Origin of the sequence: Winogradskyella sp. SM1960 (genome assembly GCF_020179375.1) — a bacterium.
In the GTDB taxonomy this organism is placed as follows: domain Bacteria; phylum Bacteroidota; class Bacteroidia; order Flavobacteriales; family Flavobacteriaceae; genus Winogradskyella; species Winogradskyella marina.
Map to the genome: position 1 here is coordinate 277,438 of NZ_JAICBG010000004.1, position 21,172 is coordinate 298,609.

16 protein-coding genes are annotated in these 21,172 nt (G+C 35.0%); 12 read left to right on the forward strand and 4 right to left on the reverse strand.

What is annotated here, in order from left to right; genetic code table 11:
* Positions 1–802: 802 nt before the first annotated feature.
* The 11 genes from K1X16_RS11950 (at position 803) to K1X16_RS12000 (ending at position 14,675) form a co-directional block, all read left to right on the forward strand.
* Positions 803–2,209: an FAD-dependent oxidoreductase gene (locus K1X16_RS11950; protein WP_225036407.1), complete on the forward strand. Its 1,407-nt coding sequence runs from the start codon at positions 803–805 to the stop codon at positions 2,207–2,209.
* Positions 2,210–2,213: 4 nt separating this feature from the next.
* A complete protein-coding gene (locus K1X16_RS11955) occupies positions 2,214–2,585 on the forward strand; it encodes a hypothetical protein (RefSeq protein ID WP_195871859.1) in 372 nt (123 codons plus the stop codon).
* Between the two features lie 12 nt (positions 2,586–2,597).
* Complete coding sequence (locus tag K1X16_RS11960; protein WP_225036408.1) at positions 2,598–4,547, forward strand: thiamine pyrophosphate-dependent enzyme; 1,950 nt, start codon at positions 2,598–2,600, stop codon at positions 4,545–4,547.
* A 151-nt stretch (positions 4,548–4,698) separates the two neighbouring features.
* Complete coding sequence (locus K1X16_RS11965) at positions 4,699–5,886, forward strand: NADP-dependent malic enzyme (RefSeq protein ID WP_225036409.1); 1,188 nt, start codon at positions 4,699–4,701, stop codon at positions 5,884–5,886.
* Positions 5,876–6,895 (forward strand): S1C family serine protease, encoded by a 1,020-nt coding sequence (locus tag K1X16_RS11970; RefSeq protein WP_225036410.1) that lies wholly within the window; start codon positions 5,876–5,878, stop codon positions 6,893–6,895. Before K1X16_RS11965 ends, K1X16_RS11970 begins: the two co-directional genes overlap by 11 nt.
* 6 nt (positions 6,896–6,901) lie before the next feature.
* A complete protein-coding gene (locus K1X16_RS11975; RefSeq protein ID WP_195871863.1) occupies positions 6,902–7,567 on the forward strand; it encodes a potassium channel family protein in 666 nt (221 codons plus the stop codon).
* A 1-nt stretch (position 7,568) separates the two neighbouring features.
* Positions 7,569–8,816, forward strand: coding sequence for a cation:proton antiporter (locus tag K1X16_RS11980; RefSeq protein ID WP_225036411.1), 1,248 nt, complete (start codon positions 7,569–7,571; stop codon positions 8,814–8,816).
* Positions 8,813–9,700, forward strand: a complete 888-nt coding sequence (locus K1X16_RS11985; protein WP_225036412.1) for a DUF6268 family outer membrane beta-barrel protein — start codon at positions 8,813–8,815, stop codon at positions 9,698–9,700. Before K1X16_RS11980 ends, K1X16_RS11985 begins: the two co-directional genes overlap by 4 nt.
* Before the next feature lie 5 nt (positions 9,701–9,705).
* Positions 9,706–11,700: a polyphosphate kinase 1 gene (gene ppk1, locus K1X16_RS11990; protein ID WP_225036413.1), complete on the forward strand. Its 1,995-nt coding sequence runs from the start codon at positions 9,706–9,708 to the stop codon at positions 11,698–11,700.
* Positions 11,697–12,314 carry a Pycsar system effector family protein gene (locus tag K1X16_RS11995; protein WP_195871867.1) on the forward strand — a complete coding sequence of 206 codons (618 nt, stop codon included), beginning with the start codon at positions 11,697–11,699 and terminating at the stop codon, positions 12,312–12,314. The genes ppk1 and K1X16_RS11995 overlap by 4 nt, the downstream gene beginning before the upstream one ends.
* A 705-nt stretch (positions 12,315–13,019) precedes the next feature.
* The gene (locus K1X16_RS12000; protein WP_225036418.1) at positions 13,020–14,675 is read left to right on the forward strand and encodes a collagen-binding domain-containing protein; all 1,656 of its coding nucleotides are present in this window, start codon (positions 13,020–13,022) and stop codon (positions 14,673–14,675) included.
* Between the two features lie 290 nt (positions 14,676–14,965).
* On the opposite strand, the gene K1X16_RS12005 is transcribed toward K1X16_RS12000, so the two are convergent.
* From K1X16_RS12005 to K1X16_RS12020, 4 genes are all read right to left on the reverse strand, one after another.
* Positions 14,966–15,850: a carbohydrate kinase family protein gene (locus K1X16_RS12005; RefSeq protein ID WP_225036419.1), complete on the reverse strand. Its 885-nt coding sequence runs from the start codon at positions 15,848–15,850 to the stop codon at positions 14,966–14,968.
* A complete protein-coding gene (locus tag K1X16_RS12010) occupies positions 15,851–17,350 on the reverse strand; it encodes a mannitol dehydrogenase family protein (RefSeq protein ID WP_225036421.1) in 1,500 nt (499 codons plus the stop codon).
* A gap of 5 nt (positions 17,351–17,355) precedes the next feature.
* Entirely contained in the window at positions 17,356–19,071 is a 1,716-nt protein-coding gene (locus tag K1X16_RS12015; RefSeq protein ID WP_225036423.1) for a purine-cytosine permease family protein, read from the reverse strand.
* A 65-nt stretch (positions 19,072–19,136) separates the two neighbouring features.
* Complete coding sequence (locus tag K1X16_RS12020) at positions 19,137–20,012, reverse strand: hypothetical protein (protein WP_225036425.1); 876 nt, start codon at positions 20,010–20,012, stop codon at positions 19,137–19,139.
* Positions 20,013–20,275: 263 nt separating this feature from the next.
* Here K1X16_RS12020 and K1X16_RS12025 point away from each other — a divergent pair, with 263 nt between their 5' ends.
* Complete coding sequence (locus tag K1X16_RS12025; RefSeq protein ID WP_195871873.1) at positions 20,276–21,013, forward strand: NUDIX hydrolase; 738 nt, start codon at positions 20,276–20,278, stop codon at positions 21,011–21,013.
* Positions 21,014–21,172: the final 159 nt, after the last annotated feature.

Here is a 21,172-nt window from a genome sequence, read left to right on the forward strand (position 1 = left end):
TAGACTAGTGGTTGCTGAAATTGTATTTTACATAATATAAATTATAGGACAATTATAACCCTTTGTAGAATAGCGCCTTTTAGCGGTTTTTGACGTCATCATAGTTCTTTGACAGCTATGCTGTTATATAACGACAATGATTATGTGCAAGCAAATTGTGTGTTTGAAACGCTATCGTATTGATTTACAAAACCTATATATTCTTACAGGACAATTATAACCATTTGCGGATTAGCGCTTTTTAGCGGTATTTGCTATACGCATTGACATTATATGATGAGTTTGTAACGTTCCTGTAATTGCATACTTTAAAATTGTTTTCCTTTAATTGTGCTATATGATTTTATAACATTTATACCGACATTTACCCGAATTAGACACGGCTTTCATACGGAGTTAACACGAGGTTACTACGGGTGAACCTCTAAGTTACTATGCTTAATTATGGCCTTCGCGTCGCTGTTAAATGCCTTTGTTTGTTGGGATTTGAGCTGTTTTTAGAGGTTGTAATATAATGTTTTAGTATTTAGGAGCGTTTTAGGGCCTCGTTTTTATGCTTAAAAGTGTGTGTTTGACAGCTTATATTGATCCGTTTAGTAGCGTATTATCTGTATGAAAATTCATAATTCCATTCAACTAAGTTTTTAGTTTATTAACCGCTTTTCTTGCGGTCTGGTTGAGATACTACATTCTAAAAATCAGTTGGATTTACTGGTGCAATTCTCAATGCTGATAATCTCGTAGTAGCCGATGGTGTTGCGTTTTTTGAAGATGCCATAACTCAACTTAAGAACAATTCATAATGAATACTATAGATTTATATGGTGCCGATTGGTGTCCTGATTGCCAAAGAGCAAAAGCTTATTTAAAAGATAATAATATCGATTTTAACTTTATCGATGTCGATTTAGATAAAGCTGCAACCGCTCGTGTAGAAGATATTAATAATGGCAAACGTATTATACCAACCCTTCTAATTAACGAAAAACCATATACCAATCCCGATAATAGTGTTTTAGCAAATGTATTAGGGATTAATGACGCAGGTCGTGTTATTTTATATGGCGCTGATTGGTGTCCAGATTGCCAGAGAGCAAAAGGCTATTTACAAGACAATCATATTAATTTTCAATATATAGAAGTCGACAAATACGATTGGGCAGCCAAAAAAGTAGAAGAAATTAATAATGGAAAACGTATTATCCCTACCCTATTTATTGGAGATAAAAGCTATACCAATCCAGATAATTCGATTTTAAAAAGCGTATTAAATATTGGTAAAGAATCAGAGAAAAAGGTTTACGATAGTATTATTGTTGGTGCTGGTGCCGCAGGGTTAACGGCTTCTATTTACATTCAACGCGATCGTTTTAGTTCTTTAATTCTTGAAAAAAAGAATATTGGCGGGAATGCCTTTTTAACGCAAAAAATTGAAAACTATCCTGGTTTTACAGAAATTTCTGGTCCTAAATTAATGCAACGTATGGCAGAACAAGCCAAGGTATACGGCGCAAGTATTGAAACTGGTGTCGAGGTAAAAAGCATTTCTAAAAACGGAAACTTATTTGATATTGAATCTAATATGGGCACATACCAAAGTAAATCTGTGGTTTTAGCTTTAGGGTCTACTTACCGAAAATTAGGGATTACCAATGAAGAAGATTTAATTGGTGCAGGTATTCATTTTTGTGCCACCTGTGACGGTGCTTTTTATAGAGATAAAGACGTTATTGTTATTGGAGGCGGAAATAGTGCTTTGGAAGAAGGTATCTTTTTAGCTGGCTTTTGTAAAAAAGTAACCATTGTTAATCGTGGTGCAGCATTTTCAGCTTCGGAAACCTATATTGAAAAACTACCTTCTATAAAAAATATTGAAACCCATTTGAATAAAGCATCTTTAGCGTTTACCAAAGATGAAAAAGGCAATTTTAAAGGCTTGGAGGTTAAAGATAAAACCACTGGAGACGTTGAAGAATTAACGGCAGATGGTGCTTTCATCTTTATAGGGTTAATTCCAAACACAACGAGTGTAAAAGGTATTATTGACTTAAATAAAAACGGATTTATTACCACAACTGCTTTAGGGGAAACCAATGTACCTGGTGTTTTTGCTGCTGGTGATTGTCGTGAAGGAGCAATCGCACAAGTTGCTGCAGCGACTGGTGAAGGTGTATTAGCAAGTTACGGTGTGCGTAATCATTTAAAATAGAAACATGGAAAACTGGTATTTACCAATTACAATTGTGCCGGGTTTGGGACTGCTTATTTTATCGACTTCAAACTTAATGGTCACCTTAAGTAATGAAATAGATGCCATGATTGAAAATTCTAAACAAGAAGCGACCATTGTTATAAAATTAAAGCAATTGAAATTGTTAAATATGGCCATGGTATTTTTCTATGTTGCAGTCGCTCTTTTACTAGTTTCTGCAGTTGGTAACGGTTTGTATACCATAGATAAAGCCTCTTTATACATCAGTGTTTTGGCAATTATTTTCGCGCTCATTGGGCTTATTTCTTTGATTATCTATTCGTTTAGAGCTGTAAGCATTCGTCAAAACCAATTTAAAAATAAACAAGATTAAATCTAAAATATTATGAAGAAAACAACAAAATGGTATCGTGTATTAAAAGATAAGAACACTTTACCAGAAGGCCGTGTACAGACGGTAACCGCAGGTCATCAAGGTATTTGTTTAACACATTATGATGGTAAGTTTTCGGCATTAGATAATAAATGTCCGCATCAAGGTGGCCCATTAGGGGAAGGTTCTATTGAAAACGGGATGCTACGTTGTCCTTGGCATGGTTGGGATTTTCATCCCTGTTCTGGTTTACCACCTGGAGGTTTTGATGATGGTGTTACAACTTTTGAAGTAAAAGAAGAAGGTGACGAAATTTTTGTTGGTGTTTTAGAAGAAGAAGCACATCAAGATACCATCTCGGATGTGATGATGCAGACTATGGTAAATTGGGGCGTTGACACCGGTTTTGGTATGGTTGGCCATTCTAATCTTGCGGTTGCCGATGCTATGATGCGTTTAGAGCAACAAGATAAATTTCAGTTTTTTGGTATTCGTCATGAAGGAGCAGCCGCTTTTGCAGCTTCAGCTTATGGAAAGTTAATGGGGAAACCTGCCGTTTGTTTTGGTATTGCAGGTCCAGGGTCTACCAATATGTTTACAGGCATGTGGGATGCTAAAGTAGACCGCTCACCAATGTTAGTGTTGTCTGGTCAAGTAAATACGCAAGTATTGGGCACAGGTGCGTTTCAAGAAGTAGATTTGGTAGGTGCGTTTCAAACGGTAGCTAATTTTAATCATAGCGTTCAACAAAACTCAAAACATAGCGAGTTAATGAGTTTAGCTATAAAAAGTGCTTTATTAAACAGAGATGTTTCGCATATAACATTTCCAGATGAGGTTGCGTTTATGCCCAAACCAGAAGGAGAAGAAGCGCAAACACCAGAAAATAGAATAACCCCTATGAACATTTCGCCACCAAGGCAAATGGTCGCAAAGGCCGTTGGCATGTTAGAAAATGCTAAAATGCCAGCTATTATTGTTGGCCATGGTGCACGTTTTCATATGGATGCTATTACCGCTTTTGCAGAACAATTAAACTGTCCAATAATTACAACGTTTAAAGGAAAAGGCTTAATAGCCGATAATCATGCATTAGGTTGTGGTGTACTCGGACGAAGCGGAACACCAATAGCTTCTTGGTTTATGAATGAAAGCGACTTATTACTAGTCTTTGGAGCTTCGTTCTCTAATCATACCGGTATTACCCCTAAGAAACCAATTATTCAGGTGGACTACGATCCTGCAGCTTTAAGTAAGTTTCATAAAGTAGATGCTGGACTTTGGGGAGAAATTTCAGAAACTTTAGCATTAATAGAAGAACAAACGCAAGGAAAACTGAATACAGTCGACAGAAGACCAGAGATTGCTGAGCGTTGGGCCATTTGGCAAGAAGAAAAAGCAAGTCGATTAAAAGACGAAAGTAACGTTGGATTAAGTTCTATTGCTGTTTTTGAAGCTATGAATAAAGTGGTGCCAGACAATGCCGTTATGGCTGTAGATGTTGGGAATAACACCTACTCTTTTGGACGTTATTTTGAACCTAAAAATCAATCGGTTTTAATGTCTGGTTATTTAGGGTCTATAGGTTTTTCATTACCTGCGGCAATGGGAGCTTGGGCAGCGCAAGGAAAAGACAGACCCATTTGGTCGGTTTCTGGTGATGGTGGTTTCGGACAGTATTTAGGTGAAATGATGACATTGGTGAAATACAATATGAACATTAAGCACGTATTGCTTAACAACTCAGAAATTGGAAAAATTTCAAAAGAACAAAAAGCAGCAGAATTAGATGTTTGGAAAACCTCTTTACACAATGCTAACTTTTCTAAATATGCCCAAAACTGTGGAGCACTAGGTATAAGAGTTACTAAAAAAGAAGAGCTCCTACCCGCTTTAGAACAGCTAAGAGATCATAATGGCCCTGCTTTATTAGAAATAATTACTGATGCCACTTTAATATAAATAAAATTTAAAAGACGGAACTGCAGCACAAAGATATGACGTGGTTTCGTTCTTTAATAGTAGTTCTAAACAAGGGAACGAAGCTTATACTTCAATTGATAACGCTACAAAATACTTTAGCAGATACTATTTGCGCTAAAATGAATGCTTAATGACAAAACACGATTTTAATAAGGAATCCTTAGAACTTCATAGACAATACAAGGGGAAGATAGAAGTAGTATCTAAGATAGACGTAAATACTACAGACGATCTTTCTCGAGTATATTCACCAGGAGTCGCTGCACCCTGTTTGGCTATTGCAGACAATGTAGAAGACGCTTATAATTTAACAATTAAAGGCAATACCATTGCAGTGGTTACAGACGGCACAGCTGTTTTAGGTCTAGGGAATATTGGTCCAGAAGCTGCTATTCCTGTTATGGAAGGTAAAGCCATGTTGTTTAAGAAATTTGCAAATGTTGATGCATTTCCTATTTGTTTAAATACCACTGTTGCTTCAGAAATTATTGAAACCGTAAAGCGAATAGCACCAGTGTTTGGCGGTGTTAATCTCGAAGATATTTCGGCGCCACGTAGTTTTGAAATTGAAAATGCTTTGCAAGACCTTGGAATTCCTGTATTTCATGACGACCAGCATGGAACAGCAATTGTTGCTTTGGCTGGGATTTTAAATAGCTGTAAGGTACTGGGTAAGTCTATTTCGGATTTAAAGATTGTGATTAATGGAGCTGGTGCTGCAGGCATTGCTATTTCTCGTTTATTGCGATGTATAAGTATAGATCCTGATGTGTGTATTCCGGTAAAGCAAATTTTAGTGTGTGATAGTAAAGGCATCATTCATAAGAACAGAACAGATTTAAATCCTGTAAAAATTGAATTACTAAAGTATTCTAATCCAGAAAATGTTGAAGGTAAACTTAAAGACGCGATTCAAGGTGCTGACGTCTTTATTGGTGTTAGCGTTGCTAATATTTTAACAGCAGAAGATGTTAAAACCATGGCTAAGGATCCGGTTATTTTTGCACTAGCCAATCCTAATCCTGAAATTATGCCAGAAGAAGCTCTAAAAGGTGGGGCTGCAATAATAGCAACAGGCCGAAGTGATTATCCTAATCAAGTGAATAATGTATTAGCTTTTCCTGGGATTTTTAGAGGTGCGCTAGATTGTAGAGCAAAGCGTATTACACCAAAAATGAAAATTGCGGCAGCCTATGCTATTGCCGATTGCGTAATAACGCCAGATAGAGAACACATTATACCAAAAAGTTTAAATAATCAAATTGCTTCAAAAGTTGCAGAAGCTGTAAAGGGCGCCTATAAGAATTATGAAGAATAAAATAAAAAACATTAGCTACTTAATCGTATTGTTAATAGGTTTTACGACAAGCGTTAATGCGCAAGACTTATCGCTGTTATTTGAACAACTTGATCCGTCAGTTGTCACTATAGAAGTTGTAGAATATAAAGTAAAAGACAGGCAATTAACAAGTACAGGTGGTTTAGGATCTGGCGTTATCATTAATAAAGAAGGGTTTATTATTACAGCGTCACATGTTGTTGAATCTGCAAATGAAATTTCTGTTAAGCTAAAAGATGGTACAACCATGCCTGCTGATGTCATCTCAAGTTCCACTGCAGCAGATGTAGCACTTCTTAAATTAAGAGTAGTACCACCCAACCTAAAACCGGCAACCGTAGGCGATTCTAGTAATTCAAAAATTGGAGAGCAGATTCTTATTATAGGCGCACCTCGTGGCCTTGAGCATTCTTTATCTGTTGGTCACATTAGTCGTAAGATGGATAAAAACATGGTTTCTAATGGTGAGGTGGCTGGTTTTATACAGACCGATGCGTCTATAAATCAAGGCAACTCAGGTGGACCAATGTTTAACCTAAAGGGTGAAGTTATTGGTATTGTTAGTTTTATATTATCTAATAGTGGCGGGTTTGAAGGTCTTGGATTTGCTGTGGATATTGATACGGCAAAGAAGGTTTTATTTGATGTTAATAGTTTTTGGACAGGGTTTGATGGTGTTTTATTAAGCGAAGGCTTAGCAGGAGTTTTTAATACACCACAAAAATCAGGAGTCTTAGTGCAACGTGTAACTCCTAATTCTTTTGCAGATAAAATTGGGTTGAAGCCTGGTGTTTTTCAAGCGGAAATATTAGGTCAGAATCTATGGTTAGGCGGAGATATTATTTTAAGTATTCAAGGATTAAGTTGTAATTCACCTCACGACTTGGGTACGATTAAAACGCAAATTGATAATCTTAAGGTTGGCGGCCAAGTACTTATAGAAGTATTGCGAAAAGGAGAAGTAATAACACTTGAAGCTAATTTATAATATCAAATGGAGTTACAATCAATAATTAACTGGAAGAACGTCACGAGATATAAGTATTTTATTGCGCTCTTGGCCACTTTTAATTTTTTGTTGACTCCGATACATATGGCTTTGAGTGGCTTTAGTCCTGCTTATGTTGTTGTTATTAATTATACTTTGGTTATTTTAAGTAGCGCATTACTGGCGTCTAAGAAATTAGCAAAACTAACGACCTACATTTTAGGGATTTTAACGTTAGCCGCTATTTGGTTAGAACTGTCTAATGAAAACTCTCAACTTATTTTAATATGTAGATTGGTTTTTTCGTTTTTGTTATTTGCGTGCTTCTGTGTCATTTTAATACGGCAATTATTAAAAGTAAAGGAGATTAGCTTACAGTTTATTTTAGGACCATTATTAGGATTTCTTTATTTAGGCATACTTGGTGGGATTCTGTTTGAAACTATTAATTTCTTTGATTCAAATTCATTTGAACTCATTAAAGGGTTTTCTGGCTTTAGCTTTTACTATTTTAGTTTTATAAGTATTACTACGGTTGGTTATGGGGATATTACTCCACTGACAGCCCCTTCACAATCGCTTACACTTGTTATGAATATCATCGGACAGTTTTACCTTGCCATTGTTATAGCTGTTTTTGTTGGAAAATATATTAATACAAAATCAAAATAAAATGTTCGAATCTTTCAGTATAATTTTTACCCTAGCAGCACTTTTTAACTACGTTAATTATAAGTGGTTAAAACTACCAACCACGATTGGATTAATGATTCTGAGTCTACTTTTAATGATTCCTATAACGTTCAGTGAAACTATTTTTCCTGAATTTTATAAATTCTTTTGTGACATTATTGTCAACGCAGATTTTAAAACATTGTTACTCGATGGTATTTTAAGTTTTTTACTATTTGCAGGTGCATTGCACGTTAATTTAGGAGCCCTTAACAAAGAAAAAAAATCAATTTTTCTATTTGCAACTTTAGGAGTTCTCATCTCTACGTTTATAGTTGGTGGCTTAGTATTTTTGGGTGCACAATTATTTAGTTTAGAACTCCCGTTTTTACATGCCCTCTTATTTGGTGCTTTAATTTCACCTACGGACCCCATTGCCGTAATGGCTATTTTAAAGGAGGCAAACATCTCTAAAAGTTTGGGTATAAAAATAGAAGGAGAATCCCTGTTTAATGACGGTATTGGTGTTGTTGTTTTTTCAGGTATATTATTAATTGCTACGGCTACAGGAGAACACAGTTCTGCGGAAATAGGTGGTGAAATAGGAACCTTGTTTCTAGAAGAAGCCGTTGGCGGATTACTTTACGGATTACTCATTGGTTTTCTAGGCTTAAAATGTATACAATCTTTAAAGGACAACCCACAGTTAGCTGTAATGATTACACTTGCTATAGTTATGGGCGGAACATCGAGCGCATTTATGCTGCATATATCTGCACCCCTAGCCATGGTCGTTGCTGGTCTGTTTATAGGAAACAAAATACATATTAGTGAAAATAAAAACCCAGTACAAAAAGCGATCAATTCTTTTTGGGAAATTTTAGATGATGTTTTTAATGGTATTTTATTTGTTCTTATTGGGCTTGCTATGCACCTATTAGATTTTAATACTAACTATATATTATTAGGTGTCGTGGCCATTATAATTGTGCTATTTGCACGGTTTGTTTCGGTGTTTTTACCGTATTCATTATTAAAACACGAAGAAAAAAAACCTATTAAAACGATTGCTGTTTTAACTTGGGGAGGCCTACGTGGAGGTATTTCCATTGCCTTAGCCTTAAGTCTAACGGAAGCGCTTTCGGGAGATTTAATACTTCATATCACTTATGTTATCGTGTTATTTTCAATTATTGTTCAAGGTTTGAGTATTGGTAAAATTGTAAAGAAATTGTATAAACAAAAATGAAAAACTTTAAATATGCGTGTTTAATATGTGTTGTATGTATTACAAATTTTAGTTTCGCCCAATTAAGCGATTTGGCTAAAATTGATTACACCATTCTTCCTAGAGGAAACTCGAATATAGAATATAGTCGTATACGTGGATTATTTAACTACCCTATTGCCCTAAAAAAAGAAGGCTCTTATCTGTTATTAGGTCTAGATTATTCTAATATAAAGCTTGTAATGGATGATAATCCTTCTTTTGATAAAGAAACGATTGGTGATTTTCAATTGCTAGATTTTAATATTGGTTATACTACACTTTTAAACAATGATTGGCGTTTGGGTGTGCAATTAACACCAGGTTTTAGCTCTAATTTAACGGCTAATGATTTAAGTTTAGAAGATGTTATCATCTCTGGAGATGTTGTTTTTATTAAAGATAAGACTAAGGATAAGGCTGTTAAAAAACCTTGGAGACTTATTTTAGGAGCTTCCTACTCTGGAAATCGAGGTTACCCTTTCCCCTTACCTTTTATTAGTTATTATAAAAAGTTTCATTCCAAATGGTCCTATAATATTGGGATTCCAAAAGCCAATTTTCAATATCATGCTTCTAGTAAACACCGATTTAAATTGTATGCAGAGCTCGATGGTTTTACAGCCAATCTACAACGTGGTGTCCCTATAGATAATACTTTAGAGGCCAAAAGTATTAATATGTCTTTAGTTTTAGGTGGGTTACAATATGAATATCATGTTTCAAAACACATACAGTTTTATGCAAAAGCCTCGTATATTTTGAATAATTCTGTGAATTTAAGAGCTAAAAACAAAGATGATATTTTAGAACTAGATAGTTCAAATGCCTTATATTTAAGAACAGGAATTAGATTTAAAATTTAAGAATAATGCTGAATAAAAAGGACTATTATAATAGAGATTTATCATGGTTACGGTTTAATCATCGCGTACTTCAAGAAGCCACAGATCAAAGGAATCCATTGTATGAGCGTATTAAGTTTTTGGCTATATTTTCTTCTAATTTAGATGAGTTTTTTAAAGTTAGAGTCTCAGATATTAGAAAAATAAAGCAGTTAGATAAGCCACTTAGAAAGCGTTTAATTACCAAGCCAAATAAATTATTAAGAGAAATTAAGAAGCAAGTTGATCTTCAACAAAAAGAATTTGGACGTGTTTTTTTTACCGAAATTATTCCGGCCTTACAAAACGAAGGTATTAATCTATTATCTTATAAAGCGTTTAACGAAGAGCAGCAGGCTTTTAGTAAAACGTATTATGAAGAACATATTCAGCCTTCACAGTCTTTAAACTTTAGTAAAAACAAACCTTTTCTTGAAAATGAAGCCCTGTATTTAGTTTCCCAAATGGAAGATGGTATGCTACTTTGGGTAAAAATCAATAAGAACTCACCTCGATTTGTGGTACTTCCTTCGGCAAATAATAAACACTGTATAACATTTGTAGACGATATTTTAAAACAGCATCTCAAAACGATTTATAAGCAAGATTTTTATAGTATAAAAATTTCAAGAGATGCTGAGTTGTATATAGACAATGAATATTCTGGTAATTTGTTAGATAAGATTAAAAATGCTTTACCTAATAGAGTTAGTGGTCAAGTTACAAGAGCTTTAATTGATGGGTTGACCCCAAACAAACTACAATTAAAGTTACATGAAGTTTTAGATATTAATGAGACAGATATTATAAAAGGCGGTACATATCATAGTTTTAAAGACCTGTTTAGTTTCCCTAATCCAACCTCTAAAAACTTGTCATTTTTAGAGCTTCCCCCATTATCAAATAAGGCGCTAGATGAGTATTCTAGCATGTTCAAGGCCATTACAGCTAAAGATCGGCTGTTGTGTTTTCCTTACCAATCTTACCGGCCGGTGCTACAATTGTTAGACGAAGCCTCTAATGATGCTAATGTTTTAAAAATTAAAATTACTTTATATCGCATATCGAACGATTCTCAGGTTGCCAAAGCGCTTATAAATGCAGCTAAAAACGGAAAAGATGTATTTGTATTTATTGAAACCAAAGCACGTTTTGATGAAGAAAATAATATTAAATGGGGAAAAATATTAGAAGAAAATGGGGCGAATGTTATTTACAGCTACCCAGGTATAAAAGTACATTCTAAAATTTTATATATAGAGCGTATTGAAGAAAATGCACCGCGTGCTTATGGATATATCAGTACGGGTAACTTTAATGAAAAAACGTCAAGAATCTATACTGATTTTGGGTTAATGACAGCAAACCCTAAAATAACAGAAGAACTTTCTCAAGTATTTCAGATACTAGAAGGACAAATTATAATTCCAAAATCAAAGCAATTTTTAATATCCCCATTTACAACACGACGTCATTTTAAAGCACTCATAGATATAGAAATTAAAAATGCATTAGCAGGGAAAACGGCCTATATCATTTTAAAGTTGAATAGCCTTCAGGATGCTAAAATGATTAAGCAGCTCTATAAAGCAAGCTGTGCAGGTGTAAAAATAAGACTGCTGATCCGTGGAATTTGTTGTTTGGTTCCGGGCATTAAAAATCAAAGTGAAAACATTATTGTAACCAGTATTGTAGATCGGTTTTTAGAACATGGACGACTCTATGTTTTTGGCAATAACGGAAAAGAAAAAATGTTTCTTGGTTCTGCCGATTGGATGACTCGTAATCTAGACCATAGAATAGAAGTTATAATCCCTATTTTGGATCGGGATATTCATTTAAAATTAAAAGAAGTATTAGAATTGCAATTAAACGATACTGTAAAATCAAGAGTTATAGATGCTAATCAAACCAATAATTATGTTGCTAAAGATGACTTAAGTGCGTCTTCGCAACATCAAATTTATAAAACGTTATTATGAGCAATAAATCAAAAGAAAAAGCAGAAGACAAATATTTAATGGACGAGTTAAATATTGATAAAGACGCCTTAAAGCAATTAAAAAAGAAATTGGCTAAAGTAGCACCAAGGTCTGAACGTGGTGTAGAAACATTATTTAGGTTATTGTCTAAAAACCAATATACCTTAAATACCATGATTGATACAAAGTCTAACATTTTAATATCTATTAATGCTTTAATTTTATCGTTAATATTAGGAACTGTTATGGGACAATTAAGTAGCGACCCGCATCTTATTTATCCTATAATCATGATACTATTCACCAATTTAGCCTCTATTGCTTATGCCATTTTTGCAACCCGTCCAGAATTAGTGCATGGAAAAAGTGATGCGAACAACTTGATGTTTTACGGTAATTTTCAAGATATGGAACAGGATGAATACGTTAATAGTGTTACTAACTTAATGAATGAAGGCGATGAACTTTATAAAACCATTGCCAAAGACACGTATCATTTAGGAAAAACGATTGATCGTAAATTTAAGTTGCTTCGAAAATCATTCAATATCTTTTTATTTGGTATTATTTTATCGGTTTTAGCATTTGTTGCTTGTCATGTTTTTTTTGGATAATAAATATAATAAGGTTTATGCATTACTATATTATTTTAACTATGTTATTCTACGCCTTCACGCATCCCATAATTTAATTATTTAAAACCTGCGTTTTCGGCGCTATTTTTGATAATCGCTCCAACTCAAAAATCAAAGCGAAACGGTAGGCGCTATCTCTAAAGTCTGCATAGGATCTGGATTCCTGCCTTCGCAGGAATGACAGGTTTTTATTCATAATCCTATTTTTATTGATACTTTCAGCATTGCAATTCAAAAATGCTGTTTAGTTGGTTCTCGATACTTCCCGACCAAAAAGGGTCGGGACACTCGAACTGACGTAGAGGTTCTCGATACATACTGACAAAAACGTCAGGGCAGTCGAACTGACGTCAACGGTTTTGAAGTGTTTATTAGATTGCCTATTGTTTAATAAGGTTCTCGATACATTTCTTAATGTTTCGTTGCGCTTCTCACTAAGAAACACTCGAACTGACGTGGTGGTTCTCGATACATCCCGACTGAAAAGGAGGCTTTCTTTTTTCTCATTTGTGAAAGCGAAACCTGCTGTGGTTGAGCTTTAGATTAAAAACAAATTGTTTTAGAGTGTTCAATTTTAACAACGCTGCGACTATTCGATGAACTGCAGGTCACTTTTCGATGAACGACACGTAATTGATACTTAAAATGCTATTTTTGTTATACTTAACCTACAAATATTATTTTATGGAAATTAAAAAACTACTATTTAGTTTCGTTGTTTGCTATTCCTTTTTTAATGTTAGCAAGCCTCTAAACGCACAGTCTGATCCCGTAAATCCTACAGCAGCCGCTACAAATTTTAATGTATTTACCTCTGGTGATGCTATCGCTATTAAAACAGAATCTGAAGGCTCATGGGCCGTTGGAGGAGATTTAACCTTAGATGGTACACTGAATATCTTTGGTGGTAACACGAATTATAATGGTGATACACAACCTACGGCTTTGGTGGTAAACGGTAAAGTCAATTATGTTTCTGGTCGACTACAAGTTTTAGAACATAATTACATTAAGATCGGAGATTTGTCTACGAGTACTATTTTTGAAGTGGACCAAAACAATGTGATCAGTAATACACGAATTACTCCATTAGGAGGCCATTTTGATAGTACACCAAGTATTGCGCTTTCCACTCCACAGCCCTCTACCTCTATTGCTGCTGATCCTCAAATAGATTTTGCCGCGGCATTTAACCAGTTTACAGCGGTTTCAGATTATTTAAGTACGCTATCTACCAATGTGTCTTGGAATTCAAATGCATTTAGTCAGGGTAAATTATGGGTTGATTTAATTCCGAATGCCACCAACGTCATTAATTTAACGGTTGACGAATTTAATAGTTTTAGTGAGATTAAGTTTAATGGCTTAGTGCCCTCAGAAACGACTCCGTTCATTGTTAATATTACTGCTGTTAGTGCAGATCAGGATGTGGTTACGTTACACAGTTGGCCTAATATTGTTGGAGGGCCGTTAAGTTATGCTCCTTATATTTTGTACAATTTTGCAGATGTTAACTCCACTCTTAATTATACCGGAGGATCCCAAATTTACGGCACTATTTACGCACCAAGTGCTCGTTTTAATAACCGAAGTAATTTTAATATCGATGGCCAGATTATTGTTGAAGCTTTTGAGCAGAACTCAGGAGAAGTTCACCCTTATATATTTGATACGACTATAGGTTTTCCGCCAACACCGTCTGAAGAAATCTGTGATGGTATTGATAATAACGGAGATGGTGTTATAGACGAAGGCTTTGCCGATACTGATGGAGATGGTGTTGCGGATTGTATTGATAATTGTCCTGAAGTTTCGAATCCTGATCAAGCTGATTTAGATGGCAATGGTATTGGAGATGTTTGTGACGAACCAGAAATAGAAGAAATTTGCGATGGGATTGATAATAACGGAGACGGAGTTATCGATGAAGGGTTTACTGATACTGATGGAGATGGTGTTGCGGATTGTGTAGATAATTGTATTTATGCCTATAATCCAGATCAGACGGATTCTGATGGTAATGGTATAGGAGATGCTTGTGATGGAGTTGCAGCAGCAGGCCCTTTTTATAGAAGTAGTTTTGGTTTAGAAACTTACCCAGTTCCGTTTAATGGGACGTTGAATTTAAAATACAGCACTACTCTAGATGCTAATGCCACTATTGAAGTCGTTGATATTAGCGGCCGTTTATTAAAACGCCTAACACATACGATTAGTAAGGATGATATCAATTCGGTTATCACCGTTGATTTATCAACCGAGTCTCAAAATAATAAAGTCTTATTTGTACGCTTTATAACCAGTGAAGGCACAATTGTAAAACGTGTGATGTCTAAGTAATACTTATATTCTTACTGTATTTAAAAAGCCAGATGAATAACGATTCAGCTGGCTTTTTTTTTGTTTAATTTTTAAGGTCGATTACTCCAATTAAGAACGCGAACTGACGCGGTTGTCTTTGATGTGTTATTTTAAGAAGGGTTAGGATGCTTGTATGACTAAAGTATTAGCTACAATCCGATAGGAACTATGGCTTTTCGTTCTCTTATAAAAAAGAAAAAGCTTTAAGAAAAATCTTAAAGCTTTTAATAATTGAATTGCTATTAATCAACTATTTATCACAAAATATACTAGTTAGGGTTCATAAATTTTGCGATATCTTCTAGGGATATTTTAGGGTTGGCTCCTTCGCTACCTGCCACTAAAGCTCCAATGGCACAAGCGAAGTTTATCGCCTCTTGAGGATCGTGTTTATTAATTAATTTACTAATCAAAGATGCAAGGAAAGAATCACCAGCACCTACGGTATCTACCACATTAATATGGTAACCACTGTTGTAATAAAACGTATCGTTGTAATACAAAATAGCACCATGACGCCCTTTAGTGACACAAATGGTTTTGGTATTGGTGTGTTTTGCAATGAATTGCATATTTTCTTCTAAGCCATTTGTTTTAGAGTTTAACTTTTCGCCAATTTCAAATATTTCGTCGTCGTTGAATTTTATGAAATCAGCCTCATTCATTAAATGGTTTAAAACGTCAATAGTATAATAAGGAACTCTTAAATTGACATCAAATATTTTATAGGACGCCACTTTTAAGAGTTCGTACAAGGTATGCCTTGATACATCATCTCTAGCAATTAAACTTCCAAAAACAAAAGCATCTGCGAGTTCTGTTGTTTCCATGGCGCTTTCGGTAAGCTGAATATTATCCCATGCTCTTGGATACATAATATTATAAGAAGCCGACCCTTTTTCATTCAACATCACTTTTACTTTTCCTGTTTTAAAGCTGTCGTCAATTTGTAGGTTATCTGTATTTATGCCATGATCCTGAATATAGGTCTTAATTTTATTACCTTTTTTGTCAATACCTATACGCGTAATCATAGAAACGTTGTTACCAAAGGACTGCAATCGTAACGCAACGTTTAGTGGTGCTCCTCCAATTTTTTTATGCGTTGGGAATACGTCCCATAACACCTCACCAAAACAAACTATATTTTTCATTTAAATTTCGTTTAAAATAGTACTATTAATATCCTTTACCGCCTTTTCAATACCGTTTTGAACAATGTTTTGATAGGCCTTAGTGTACGCTTCTACAAATGTTGTATTGTCTTTAAGGGATCCGAATATGGCTTCAATTTCAAGAAATGCTTTTGGATGCGCTCTAGAGGCTATGGCTTTTTCATTCAAAACGTTTTCCATAGCGTCTTTAATCATCAGTTGCGTGCCAAATTCATTGACGCCAACACTATATATAGCGAATGCCGCAATTATAAAAGCCGCATGATCTATAGATCCCTTTGTCTCTAATTGGGAGTTGATGGTTGGTAAAATAAATATGGGAATTTTGGCGGAACTCTGTGAGCAAATACGATCAATTTGGTCTTTTATATACGTGTTTCCAAAACGTTGGATTAAAGAGAATTTATAATTTTTTAGGTTCACACCCTCTAAATCACCTAAAGTTGGTGTGACTTCGTTACCCATATAGATTCTTAAAAATGAACTGATATCGGCATTACTAGCGGCTTCATCAATGGTTGAATAGCCATATAATGCCCCAAGAATACCTAATACAGAATGGCCTGCATTGAGTAAGCTTAATTTCATTTTTTCGTAAGGCACGACGTCCTCAACAAATTGTGCGCCAACGGTTTCCCAAGCTGGTCGTCCTGCTATAAAATCGTCTTCAATAACCCATTGTTTAAACGGTTCGCAAACCACAGGCCAGGCATCATTAATCCCAGATGTTTCTTTTAGTAATTCTATATCTAAGGCTGATGTGGCAGGTGTAATTCTATCGACCATAGCATTTGGAAATGAGACGTTGTCTTCAATCCATGCTAACAATTCAGGTTCTGCCGTAGTCACATAACTCATTAACATTCTCTTGGTCATATGGCCATTACCTTGAATATTATCGCAAGATTGAATGGTACATCCTTTTAAACCGCGTTCTTTTCTCAGTTTTAAAGCTTGTGTGAGGTAACCAAAAATCGTCTTTGGAGCTTCAGGGTGTTTTAAGTCGTGCTGAATTAAGGGATTGCTAAAGTCGAATTCTTTGGTCGCTTCATTATAATTGTATCCACCTTCTGTAATCGTTAAGGTGATGATCTTAACGTCAGAACTCGCCATTTTCTCAATCACTTTAATAGGATTCTCAGGAGCAAATAAGCATTCCGTTATAGATCCAATAACGCGTTTGGTTAATGTGCCATCGAGTTCTTTTACGATTAAGGTGTATAAACCGTCTTGTTTTTTTAATGTGTTATATATTTTAGTATCAAAGTCTAATAAGGCGACACCACAAATGCCCCAATCTTTACTAGCTTCATCATGTAATAGTTCATCGGTATAAAATGCTTCGTGTGCTCGGTGAAATCCACCAATACCTACATGAACGATGCCAGTTTTTAATTGACTTCTATCATAGGTTGGACAAGGTATTCGTTTTGCAATTTCTGCTAAATTCTCTTGTTTAAGTTCGACTATATGTTCCATGATATTTAGGTGTTTTTGATTTTTCCACGTTGAAGTGCCCAATAGGCCGTAATAAAATAAGTTAAGGTACAGATGAAGGCATATTTATAAAAGACTTCTCTGTTTTGCGTGTATATCGCTTCATCGGCACTTCCGAATAACACAATACACGCTAAGACTACTGTGATGAGTAATGCTATTAAAGATATACTTTTTAATACTTTAGTACCTATTGAGGTGTCTTTAATAATCACCTGCTCTGCTTCTGCTTGTTGTTCTTGAAATTTTGAGATGTTTACGTTTCGTATGTTTTCTTTTTCTTCAGCTTCAGGGTATTTGTCTTTAGCACCATATTTTCTCGCTAACAGCGTATACACGATTATGGTGAAAATCCAAGTGGGTATAAATAGGTAAAAGAAAGACATTACATCTAATGTGTTTAGTCCAAACCCAAATGCTAGACCAAGTGCCCAAGAAGCGATTGCAGGCTTGCTCACGGTTAATTGGCGATAATGCAACCAATAACGTGTATAACCAATACGAGGGAATATTTGATGTTCAGCAAATACAATCGCTCCGACAGGGACTACTAATAAACCAGCATAAGTAAGTAGGGGTAATATTTGAGAGAATACAAAAGGAAAACAAGCGACTACCATGGTCACTAAACCAACAGCTATGGTGGTTTTTTTACGCGAATGATTTTTGAATATGGCTTGTGCTGCTAAACCAGCTCTATAAAGGTTTGCAACCGCAGTTGTCCAACCTGCTACAATAACAATTACAAAGCCAGACCATCCTAAGGCATAATAAGCTACATCACCTGGATCGAGTTCTACAATAGACTTCCCAATGATAACGGCTGCTCCAGCGCCCATAATTCCGGCAGAAATCCATGCGACATAGTGTCCAAACATCATTCCTGTACTGGTGGTTAATCCGTAAGCTTTCTTTTTAGCAAAGCGAAACAAGGCCATGTCTATAAGTCCGAAGTGCGTAATGGTATTGGCAGCCCAAGCAAAGCCAATCACTTCCGTTAAACCGATACCAGGTTCTCCATCACTGTTAATGCCTGTCCAAATAGATTGATCACCTAAGCTTATAAAGTCGCTCCATCCACTAGGTATGGTTTTACCTAATACTTCTAATGATAAGGCTGGTAAAAGGACAAAAGCACCACAAGTAAACATGACGAATAACCAAGGAGCACAGATCCCAGAAAAATCAGAGACGGCCTTAAAACCATATATGGCAATAGACACCACAACCGAACCTACAATTAAAACGATTACTATAAACCATAAATTAGTGGGATACCAATTGAGTTGTGCCGGAATATTAAAAGCAAACCGTACTGCTGTAGCTGATACGGTAATCATAGCTGCAGAAATCACGGTAAAAATAATGACATTCGCCCAATTATATAATTTGGTCATAGAGTCTCCAGCAATTTTGTTGAGGTACGTGTATAAACTTAATCGCGTATCAACGGCTATGGGAGATGTAATAAAGGTCCAGCTTAAAACGGCTAAGATATTACCAATTAACAAGCCTAATAAAATATCTTTGGTTGTAGCGCCTAAGGCTACAAAGGTTGCACCAATAACAAACTCAGTTGCTGCCACATGCTCAGCGGCATAAATTCCTGCAAAATGCGTCCAATTGTGCAATTTATTTTTGGCAATTGGTAGCTGTTCTGCTTCCAAGTTTTGGAACTGTTGAAAATTATTGGATGTGTCCATAATATAATGTATTGAATTTAGCCGATATTGTTTTTACTAGTATAAAGAGCAGTCATTATTATGTTTTAAAATATTGTGATATCTAATTGTAAGACCGTTTTTTGCTTTTCGGGATTCCACATCGCTGTAACTTCTGCAGGAATTTTCACTTTACCTAAATTGATATTTTTATTTAAAGCAGCGCCTACATTAACAATGTTGCCTTGGCCTTCTGTATAAAATGTTTTGTCTGTAATAAAAGACCATGCACCACCGACAAAAAGCGATAGTTTATAATCGTCTTTCTCCCAAACTTTACTTTTTATTTCTAAATAATGAGTCCAAGAGTTTTCTAAATCGCCATTATCTTGAATTTCATAATCTCCTGAACCTCCACCAAGAATTGTTGCAAAATATAACGCTGTATGTTTAGAAACATTAAGGCCAAAGTTTAAATCTACAAAATTGTAGCCTTGATCCCTATCGTAGCTCCAATAGCGTAATTTATCACCTCTTTCTTCAACACCTGTAAAATTATTATGTGAAACTGCTTCAATAAAGACATTTTCTGAAAAACGATACTTTGCATATATCGATAACTCTTGATAATTAGCACTAACATAGTCACCTGTATTACTATTTAAAACATCAATAGTGGTTAAACCCGCTCCGCCCCACAATCCTATGGTCAATTTAGAATTACGTGAATTATATTCTAAACTTGTTGCAAACATGGCGCCTGGGTGGACAACAAACCCATGCCAGGTATGCATGTTTTTTAAATGCGCGTTCATACTAAATGGCATGTAATCGTCTTGCGTCTCCATCTCTTCTTCTTGTGCAGCGATTACATGACATCCAAAAAACAATAAACAACATAACATTGGTAAATAAAGATTTCCCAAATTAAGAGTTGTCTTGTTTACCTTGTTCTTTGCCAAATTGTTTTCTATATTTTTCATTTGATGTGTTTTAAACGTCAAAAACTTACAAACGTCATTTTTACGTTTATTTTTCAAATGTATAGTAAAAAAATGATAAAATCCAAATTAAAATAAAATAATGTGTGTTAAATTATTCATTATGTATGCTATATTGATAATTTAAGCGTTAGTTTTGGTATCGTTAAAATCTTGAATTATTAGTGTTAATATGACGTTTAATATTATTTTTTTATATATTAGACGTCCATAAAGTAACTTGTTATTTCTTATTAAATAAGCCTATGAAACCTGAATTAATATTGAATATATCTGTTGATTGCGTTGTGTTTGGATATGATTTAAGTACTAAATCTTTAAATGTATTAGTGATAAAACGTTTCCTAGAATCTGAAACTAAAAAAGAGGTTTTGGTTGATGATTATGTATTAACAGGCTATCATGTTTACACTAATGAAACGTTAGATGACACTGCGACGCGCGTCTTAAAGGAATTAACAGGTTTAACGGGTCAATATAAAAAGCAATTTAAAGCCTTTGGTGATCCAGATCGATTGCTCAACCCAAAAGATTTGATATGGATAAAAAATGCAGAATTTCATGAAAGAACTACCACGATCGCCTATTACTTTCTATTAAAAACCGAAGAGGTCGATTTAAAAAACAACACTTCACAAGCGCAATGGTTTCCTGTAGATGCCTTACCTGAGTTGGGATTTGATCATAAACAAATTATACTAGAAGCTTATGAAGATCTCAAAGGAAAGTGTTTATCTGAACCTATTATATTTGAGTTACTACCCGAAAAGTTTACTATAAATGAAGTTCAAGATTTATATCAGTCTATATTAGGAATTACCATTGACAATCGAAATTTTAGACGCAAATTGATAAATAAAAAATACATCATTGCATTAGACGAAAAACAAGTTGGCGTGTCTAAAAAGCCTGCACAGCTTTATATGTTTAGTAAAGAGGTTTATGATAAGGTATTTCAAAAAAATTATTTAATTAGTATATAGTCGACTTCATCAGTGCTAAAAGAAAAAGGGATTCAATTTGATTTTTTAGACATGTGTGAGCTTAAGTTATTAAATAAGCAACACTTAGCCTTCATTCAATCGATTCAATACTTCCAGTCCTTCCATAGATATTAGGAGATGCATAAATATAGCATGTAA

Coding starts and splice junctions, on each gene's coding strand:
- K1X16_RS11950 (WP_225036407.1), top strand. CDS start 803: ATGAATACTATAGATTTATATGGTGCCGATTGGTGTCCTGATTGCCAA.
- K1X16_RS11955 (WP_195871859.1), top strand. CDS start 2,214: ATGGAAAACTGGTATTTACCAATTACAATTGTGCCGGGTTTGGGACTG.
- K1X16_RS11960 (WP_225036408.1), top strand. CDS start 2,598: ATGAAGAAAACAACAAAATGGTATCGTGTATTAAAAGATAAGAACACT.
- K1X16_RS11965 (WP_225036409.1), top strand. CDS start 4,699: ATGACAAAACACGATTTTAATAAGGAATCCTTAGAACTTCATAGACAA.
- K1X16_RS11970 (WP_225036410.1), top strand. CDS start 5,876: ATGAAGAATAAAATAAAAAACATTAGCTACTTAATCGTATTGTTAATA.
- K1X16_RS11975 (WP_195871863.1), top strand. CDS start 6,902: ATGGAGTTACAATCAATAATTAACTGGAAGAACGTCACGAGATATAAG.
- K1X16_RS11980 (WP_225036411.1), top strand. CDS start 7,569: ATGTTCGAATCTTTCAGTATAATTTTTACCCTAGCAGCACTTTTTAAC.
- K1X16_RS11985 (WP_225036412.1), top strand. CDS start 8,813: ATGAAAAACTTTAAATATGCGTGTTTAATATGTGTTGTATGTATTACA.
- ppk1 (WP_225036413.1), top strand. CDS start 9,706: ATGCTGAATAAAAAGGACTATTATAATAGAGATTTATCATGGTTACGG.
- K1X16_RS11995 (WP_195871867.1), top strand. CDS start 11,697: ATGAGCAATAAATCAAAAGAAAAAGCAGAAGACAAATATTTAATGGAC.
- K1X16_RS12000 (WP_225036418.1), top strand. CDS start 13,020: ATGGAAATTAAAAAACTACTATTTAGTTTCGTTGTTTGCTATTCCTTT.
- K1X16_RS12005 (WP_225036419.1), bottom strand. CDS start 15,850: ATGAAAAATATAGTTTGTTTTGGTGAGGTGTTATGGGACGTATTCCCA.
- K1X16_RS12010 (WP_225036421.1), bottom strand. CDS start 17,350: ATGGAACATATAGTCGAACTTAAACAAGAGAATTTAGCAGAAATTGCA.
- K1X16_RS12015 (WP_225036423.1), bottom strand. CDS start 19,071: ATGGACACATCCAATAATTTTCAACAGTTCCAAAACTTGGAAGCAGAA.
- K1X16_RS12020 (WP_225036425.1), bottom strand. CDS start 20,012: ATGAAAAATATAGAAAACAATTTGGCAAAGAACAAGGTAAACAAGACA.
- K1X16_RS12025 (WP_195871873.1), top strand. CDS start 20,276: ATGAAACCTGAATTAATATTGAATATATCTGTTGATTGCGTTGTGTTT.